Origin of the sequence: Micromonospora sp. DT231 (assembly GCF_049847025.1) — a bacterium.
In the GTDB taxonomy this organism is placed as follows: domain Bacteria; phylum Actinomycetota; class Actinomycetes; order Mycobacteriales; family Micromonosporaceae; genus Micromonospora.
Genome location: NZ_JBNCNO010000003.1, coordinates 702,620 through 709,566, shown reverse-complemented (window position 1 = coordinate 709,566; position 6,947 = coordinate 702,620). Strand labels below are relative to the sequence as shown.

7 protein-coding genes are annotated in these 6,947 nt (G+C 70.8%); 1 reads left to right on the top strand and 6 read right to left on the bottom strand.

Going from position 1 to position 6,947, the window contains the following annotated elements:
- Positions 1–522: 522 nt before the first annotated feature.
- Positions 523–1,815, bottom strand: a complete 1,293-nt coding sequence (gene tyrS, locus ACPXBU_RS11450) for a tyrosine--tRNA ligase (RefSeq protein WP_425758016.1) — start codon at positions 1,813–1,815, stop codon at positions 523–525.
- Between the two features lie 107 nt (positions 1,816–1,922).
- Here tyrS and ACPXBU_RS11445 point away from each other — a divergent pair, with 107 nt between their 5' ends.
- Complete coding sequence (locus tag ACPXBU_RS11445) at positions 1,923–2,306, top strand: PaaI family thioesterase (RefSeq protein ID WP_393367998.1); 384 nt, start codon at positions 1,923–1,925, stop codon at positions 2,304–2,306.
- A gap of 19 nt (positions 2,307–2,325) precedes the next feature.
- Here the strand turns inward: ACPXBU_RS11445 and ACPXBU_RS11440 are convergent, their stop codons facing one another.
- The 5 genes from ACPXBU_RS11440 to ACPXBU_RS11420 all read right to left on the bottom strand — a co-directional run bounded on the left by ACPXBU_RS11440 (position 2,326) and on the right by ACPXBU_RS11420 (position 6,814).
- Positions 2,326–3,657, bottom strand: coding sequence for a hemolysin family protein (locus tag ACPXBU_RS11440; protein ID WP_425758001.1), 1,332 nt, complete (start codon positions 3,655–3,657; stop codon positions 2,326–2,328).
- Positions 3,658–3,784: 127 nt separating this feature from the next.
- Positions 3,785–4,411 carry a hypothetical protein gene (locus tag ACPXBU_RS11435; RefSeq protein WP_393367940.1) on the bottom strand — a complete coding sequence of 209 codons (627 nt, stop codon included), beginning with the start codon at positions 4,409–4,411 and terminating at the stop codon, positions 3,785–3,787.
- A 9-nt stretch (positions 4,412–4,420) separates the two neighbouring features.
- Complete coding sequence (locus tag ACPXBU_RS11430; protein ID WP_425758000.1) at positions 4,421–4,921, bottom strand: GNAT family N-acetyltransferase; 501 nt, start codon at positions 4,919–4,921, stop codon at positions 4,421–4,423.
- 118 nt (positions 4,922–5,039) lie between these two features.
- Positions 5,040–5,675, bottom strand: a complete 636-nt coding sequence (locus ACPXBU_RS11425) for an FMN reductase (RefSeq protein ID WP_425757999.1) — start codon at positions 5,673–5,675, stop codon at positions 5,040–5,042.
- Positions 5,672–6,814 carry an LLM class flavin-dependent oxidoreductase gene (locus ACPXBU_RS11420; protein WP_425757998.1) on the bottom strand — a complete coding sequence of 381 codons (1,143 nt, stop codon included), beginning with the start codon at positions 6,812–6,814 and terminating at the stop codon, positions 5,672–5,674. The genes ACPXBU_RS11425 and ACPXBU_RS11420 overlap by 4 nt, the downstream gene beginning before the upstream one ends.
- Between the last annotated feature and the right edge of the window lie 133 nt (positions 6,815–6,947).

The window sequence follows — 6,947 nt, the reverse complement described above, 5'->3', positions numbered from 1 at the left end:
TGTTGAGTTCTCAAAGAACAACCACACACCGACCAGAAGCCCCACCTCAGTGGAACCCCAACCGGGGCTTTTCGTTCGTGTCCCTTAGCGCTTTCCAGCGCCAGGCACTTTTACTACGTTACCCGCTCGTTTCCGCCGTGTCAAACCGGTGTTTCGCGGTTCGTCGTGCTTCATCCGTTAATGCGGGCACCATGCTTGACCGGCTTGCGCCGCTCTCGTCACGGATGTGGCAGGCCGGCCGCTGCGGTTTCCCGCAAGCTCGCCCGGTGCCCTGCCGGTCGCTAACCTTACCCGGTCGGTTCCGCCGCACCAAATCCGCCTCGCGGCGACGTTTGGGGGCACCACCCGGTGCCGGTCCCGAGGAGTTCGACCCCTCCGACCCGGCGGTCGGTCCCGCGCTCCGGCCGCTTCAGGCTTTCGCCTGTTTCGTCCGTTCCGCGCTGGCAGAGAGAAAGTTACGCGTCCGGCGGGATGATCGTCAAATCCGCCGGACGCGTCCCCCGTCACATCGTCGACAGTCGACTATTCGCCCAGCTCAACGCCCGCGAACGAGCGCTTACCGCGGCGCAGCACCAGGTATCGCCCGTGCAGCAGGTCGGTCGCCGACACTCCGGCGTCCACCTCGGTCACCCGGTTGTTGTTGACGTAGGCGCCGCCCTCGGCGATCACCCGGCGGGCCTCCTTGAGGCCATTGACGAGCCCGGAGTCCCGCAGCAGCCCCGCCACATCCGGCAGTTCGCCGGTGAGACGCACCAGGCCGGCCTCGGTGAGCGCCGCGCGCAGCGTCTCCGGGGCCAGGTCGTCGAGGGACCCGCGGCCGAAGAGTGCCTGACTCGCGGCGATCGCCTGTCGGGTCTCCTCGGCGCCGTGCACCAGGGTCGTCAGCTCCTCGGCGAGCGCACGCTGTGCCAGGCGGGCCGCCGGCCGCTCGGCCGTCGCCTTCGCCAGCTCCTCCAGCTCGTCGCGGCTACGGAAGCTGAAGTAGCGCAGGTAGCGGTCGACCTCCTGGTCCTCGACGTTGAGCCAGAACTGGTAGAACGCGTACGGGCTGGTCATCGTCGGGTCGAGCCAGACGGCGCCGCCCTCGCTCTTGCCGAACTTCGTGCCGTCGGCCTTGGTGACAAGCGGCGTGGTGAACGCCTGCACCGGCCCCGCGCCCCGCCGCCGGACGTAGTCGACGCCGGCGGTGATGTTGCCCCACTGGTCGGAGCCACCGAACTGGAGCTGACAGCCGTACCGGCGGTGCAGCTCGAAGAAGTCGTTGCCCTGCAGCAGTTGGTAACTGAACTCGGTGAAGCTGATGCCCGTCTCCAACCGGGCCCGCACCACCTCCCGCGCGAGCATCTTGTTGACGGGGAAGTGCTTGCCCACGTCGCGCAGGAACTCGACGATCGACATCTCGCCGGTCCAGTCCAGGTTGTTGACCAGCTGCGCCGCGTTGTCGCCGGTGTACGACACGAAGGGCGCGAGCTGATCGCGGATGCGCTCGACCCACCCGGCGATCACCTCGGGCGGGTTGAGCGTCCGCTCGGCGCTCTCCTTCGGGTCACCGATCTGCCCGGTCGCCCCACCCACCAGCAGCAACGGGCGGTGACCCGCGAGTTGCAGCCGGCGGGCCATGAGGACCTGCATCAGGTTGCCGACGTGCAGGCTCGGGGCGGTGGGGTCGAAGCCCACGTAATAGGTGGCGGCCGTCCCACCGTCGAACAGCTCGCGCAGCTCGTCGAGGCCTGTCGAGTCCTGGATGAGGCCACGCCAGAGCAGGTCATCGGTCAGGGAGTCCCGCCCGGACGGCGGGGGGCTGCTGTCGGTCACAGTCACCGATTCTCCCCCATCGCCGGCGCCGACCCGTACCGGGTTTGCCGTAACCCGCCCCGGTTAGGCTTGCGCCCCGTTGATCGAGGAGGGGTTCTGTCGTGGAGATGCCGGATCTGACGGGTGGTTTCGTCGCCCTGCTCGGCCTGACGTTCGACGAGGCGTCCGCCGACCGGGTGGTCATCAGTTGGCAGGTCCGCCCGGAGCTGCACCAGCCGTTCGGCATCCAGCACGGCGGGGTGTACTGCTCGGTCGTGGAGACCGCCGCCAGCGTCGGCGGCTCCCTCTGGCTGGCCGACCGGGGCACGGTGGTCGGCGTGTCGAACCAGACCGACTTCCTGCGGGCCGTGCGGGAGGGCGAGTTGACGGCGGTCGGCACGCCCGTGCACCGGGGCCGCAGCCAGCAGCTCTGGCAGGTGGAGATCACCGATGCCGACGAGCGGCTGGTCGCCCGCGGTCAGGTCCGGCTGCAGAACCTGTCGCGCGACTGAGCCGCGGCACCCGGCCGGTTCAGCTACGGGCCTCGTCCAGCACCGGCTCCGCCGCCTGGTCGGCGTCGGGGTCGGTGTCATCAGGCACCCGACTGACCCGTACCTCGGTGATCGCCCGGTGGTCGATGCCGGCCACCACCAGCACCCAGCCGTCCAGGGTGACGTCCTCGCCGGCCACGGTGGGGATGTGCCCGAGTCGGGCCAGCACCAGCCCGGCGACGGTGGTGTAGTCGCCGTCCGGGCGCGACGGCAGCTCGACGCCGATGTTCGGCAGGTCGTGCACCGGGAAGGTGCCGGGCAGCAGCAGCGCGCCGTCTGGGTCACGGCGCACCGACCTCACGTCCCGGTCGGTCTCGTCGTAGATCTCACCGACGATCTCCTCCAGGATGTCCTCGAGCGTGACGATGCCGTCGACCGCGCCGCGCTCGTCCACGACGAGCGCGATGTGCTGGCGCTCGGCCTTGAACTGGCGCAGGGCCTCCACCACCGGCAGCGAGTCGGGCAGCAGCATCGGGGGGCGGGCGATCTCGTCGACCGGGCGGTCGTCGGGCACGCCCACCAGGTCGCGCAGGTGGATCACGCCGGCCGTGTCGTCCAGGCCGCCGTGGCGCACGACCGGCGCGCGGGAGTGCCCGGTGGCGGCCAGCACGAGCCGCGCGGCCTCCGCGGTGGTCCCGCTGTCGAGCGTGAAAACCTGCAACCGGGGTACGAGGACAGCCCGCAACCGCCGGTCGGCGATCTCCACGGCGCCGGCGATGATGGTGCGCTGCTCCTTGGTGAAGCCGTGGTTGCCGGCGACGATGTCGCGCAGCTCGTCCGGGCCGATCTCCTCCGGCTGGTGTTTCGGGTTGAGCCCGACCAGGCGGACCACCACGTCGCTGGTGGCGCCGAGCGCCCAGACGGCCGGCCTGGTGAAGCTGGCGAGCAGGTCGAGAGGGCGGGCCACCAGCAGTGCCCACCGCTCGGCGGACTGCATCGCGATCCGCTTGGGGGCCAGCTCACCGAAGACCAGGGTGACGAAGGTCAGTGCGAGGGTGACCACCACGATGGCGACCGTCTCGGCCGCGCCGCCGAACACCCCGAGCAGCGGGACGAGCGGCTTGGCCAGCGAGACCGCCGCGGCGGCGGAGGCCAGGAAGCCGGCGAGGGTGATGCCGATCTGGATGGTGGCCAGGAAGCGGTTCGGGTCCTTGGCGAGCCGGGCCAGCACCCGCCCGGCCCGGCTGGTGCGCTCCAACCGTTGGATCTGGCTGTCCCGCAGTGACACCAGCGCCATCTCGCTGCCGGCGAAGAGCGCGTTGATCACGACCAGGACTCCGACCAGGGCCAGTTGGCTCCCGTAGCTCTGCACGCCTGGTTCGCTCCCTCTGCGGTGGTGGCACCGGCAGATACGCGCGGCGCCCGCCGGTCGGCGAGCCCGCCCGGTGTAGGCGTCTGTTTGCCCCGTCCGGTGCCCGCCGAATCCTGCCCCGGAGAGGCTACGCCGTCTCCGGCAGATCGAGGACGTACGAGTCGCCCTCCGGGCGGAAGCCGAGCCGGTGGTAGTAGGGGGCGACCATGCGGGGCGGGCTGACCACCCGGCGGAAGCCTCGTTCGGTGAACAGGTGGCTGCGCCGGTAGACGAACTCACCCGGGGTGAAGTCGCGGAACTTGGGGGTCACGTAGTCCAGGTCGATCTGGGCGACGCCGCGTGCCTCGGCGTGCGACAGCACCACGCCCACCACCTCGTCGGCCGTGACCACCAGGAAGGCGGATCGGTCGGACGCGTCCGGGTCCCAGTGGAAGTCGGGGTTGAACCGGGCGATGTCGGCGGCGTGCACCCGCAGCGTGTGCGCGAGGAACTCGTCGCCGACACCGACCTCCACCACCTGGTAGGTCTGCTCGTCGTGCCGGGTGGCGAGCATCCCGCGCAGGTACCAGATGTTGATCGCCGCGAGCACGACGTTGAGCCCGACCATGGGCCAGACCTCGATGGCGGCGTTGTAGCCGATCAGCACGACGCTGCCGACGAGATTGAGCGCGCGCAGCCGCAGGACGCGCGACTGCAACAGGGACCAGACCAGTACCGCGGAGCCGGCCCAGCCGACCAGATCCAACCAGTTCACCCCGCGAGACTAGTGCCCGCCCAGGTCAGGGGCGTCGGCGGGCAGCTCCAACAGCCACTCCTCGACGTCTGAGCCGCGGCCGTTGGCGTACCCCGAGTCCTCGCCGACCACCACGAACCCGCACTTGCGCAGCACCGCGAGGGACGCGGCGTTGTCCTTGGCGGCGCGGGCGTGTACCGGCCGGGGCACCTCGCGCAGCAGGGCGGCCAGGGCGGCGGTGGCGTAACCGCGGCCCCAGCGTTCCCTGTCGATCCAGTAGCTGACCTCGGTCTGGTCCTCGACGGGGAAGGCGCTCACGTAGCCGACCACCTCGCCGTCGACCTCGACGGTGCGGACCCGGTTGGCCGGGTTGGTGAGCACCCGGGCCCAGTGCCCGGCGAACTCCCGACGGTCGGACGGGTCCTTGGCGACGAAGGCCGCCATCCGGGTGGCCTCCGGATCCTGCTGGTAGAGGAAGAACTCGACGAGGTCGTCCTCCAGGACCCGGCGCAGCCGCAGTTGAGACGTCATCCGGCGAGACTACGCAGCGGGTGGGACGGCGTGGGGCCGCCGGCCCGGGACCACCGGCCCCGCGCGAGCGATCCGCCCGCCCTCCCGCGCCGCGCAGCCCGACCTGTCGCCCACCCGGTCAGCCGACCGACGCGCCGTCCCCCCGGTCGAGCAGGTGCAGGAAGTCGGTGGTCAGGGCGAACGGGTCGGCGGGGCCGCTGCTCGGCGGCCGACGCTCGACCTGGTCGGCCAGCTCACCGGCGGCGCGCCGGATCCGGCCCCGCAACGCGCCGTCGGCTGTGCCGTCGGACCAGTCCTCCGGGGCGGCGAAGACCGCGGTCGGCACCACCACCGCCCGGAGGTAGGCGAACATCGGGCGGACGGCGTGCTCCAGTGCCAGGGAGTGGCGGGCGGTGCCGCCGGTGGCCCCGATCAGCACCGGCCGGTCGACGAGCGACGCGGAATCCAACACGTCGAAGAACGACTTGAACAGCCCGTTGTACGAGGCGCTGAAGATCGGGGTGACGGCGATGAGCCCGTCCGCGCCGGTCACCGCGTCGATGACCTCGCGCAGCGCCGTCGGCGGAAACCCGGTGAGCATGTTGTTGACCACGTCGTGGGCATATTCGCGCAGGTCGACGACGTGCAGCTCCACCTCGGAGCCGCGCCGGACCAACTCGTCGCGGGTGGCCGCGGCGAGCTGGTCGGCGAGCAGCCGGGTCGACGAGGGCTGACTCAGCCCCGCCGAGACCACGGCCAGCGTGCGGTGGGTCATCGGGTCGCCCCCTCCGGCGCCTTGCCCGTGACGTCGTCGACGGCGTGCACGGTGCTGTCCTTGCCGCCACCGGCGGCGGCGACCAGGGAGGCGTGGGTCGGCGCGTCCGGCACGTGCGCGGGACGCAGCGCCTCGAACTCCTTGCGCAGCACCGGCACGACCTCCTCGCCGAGCAGGTCGAGCTGCTCCAGCACGGTCTCCAGGGGCAGCCCCGCGTGGTCCATCAGGAACAGCTGCCGCTGGTAGTCGCCGACGTACTCCCGGAAGCCGAGCGTGCGGTCGATGACCTGCTGCGGGCTGCCCACGGTCAGCGGCGTCTCCCGGGTGAACTCCTCGAGCGACGGCCCGTGCCCGTAGACCGGGGCGTTGTCGAAGTACGGCCGGAACTCGCGGACGGCGTCCTGCGAGTTGCGGCGCATGAACACCTGCCCACCGAGGCCGACGATGGCCTGGTCGGCGGAGCCGTGGCCGTAGTGCGCGTACCGCTGGCGGTAGAGCGCGACCATCCGCTGGGTGTGCTCCTTGGGCCAGAAGATGTGGTTGGCGAAGAAGCCGTCGCCGTAGTACGCGGCCTGCTCGGCGATCTCGGGGCTGCGGATCGAGCCGTGCCAGACGAACGGGGGCACGCCGTCGAGCGGGCGCGGCGTCGAGGTGAACGACTGCAACGGGGTGCGGTACTTGCCCTTCCAGTCGACCACGTCCTCGCGCCACAGCCGGTGCAGCAGGTCGTAGTTCTCGATGGCGAGGGGGATGCCGGCGCGGATGTCCTTGCCGAACCAGGGGTAGACCGGGCCGGTGTTGCCGCGGCCCATCATCAGGTCCACCCGGCCGTCGGACAGGTGCTGGAGCATCGCGTAGTCCTCGGCGATCTTCACCGGGTCGTTCGTGGTGATCAGCGTGGTGGCGGTGGACAGCAGCAGCCGCTCGGTACGCGCCGCGATGTGGCCGAGCATCGTGGTCGGTGACGAGGGCACGAACGGCGGGTTGTGGTGCTCGCCCGCGGCGAAGACGTCCAGACCGACCTCTTCGGCCTTGAGCGCGATGGCGACCATGGCCTTGATCCGCTCATGCTCGGTCGGCTCCCGACCGGTGGTCGGGTCGACCGTGACGTCACCGACGGTGAAGACTCCGAACTGCATGACCAGCTCCTCGCGTGTCAACCGGGTGCCGCTGTGGTACCCGGACGCAGCTCACAACTTATTTGACGACGCAACTATTCCGTCGGCGGCACGTCTCGCGGTGGCGCGGGTCACGCCGGACAACGGACATCCC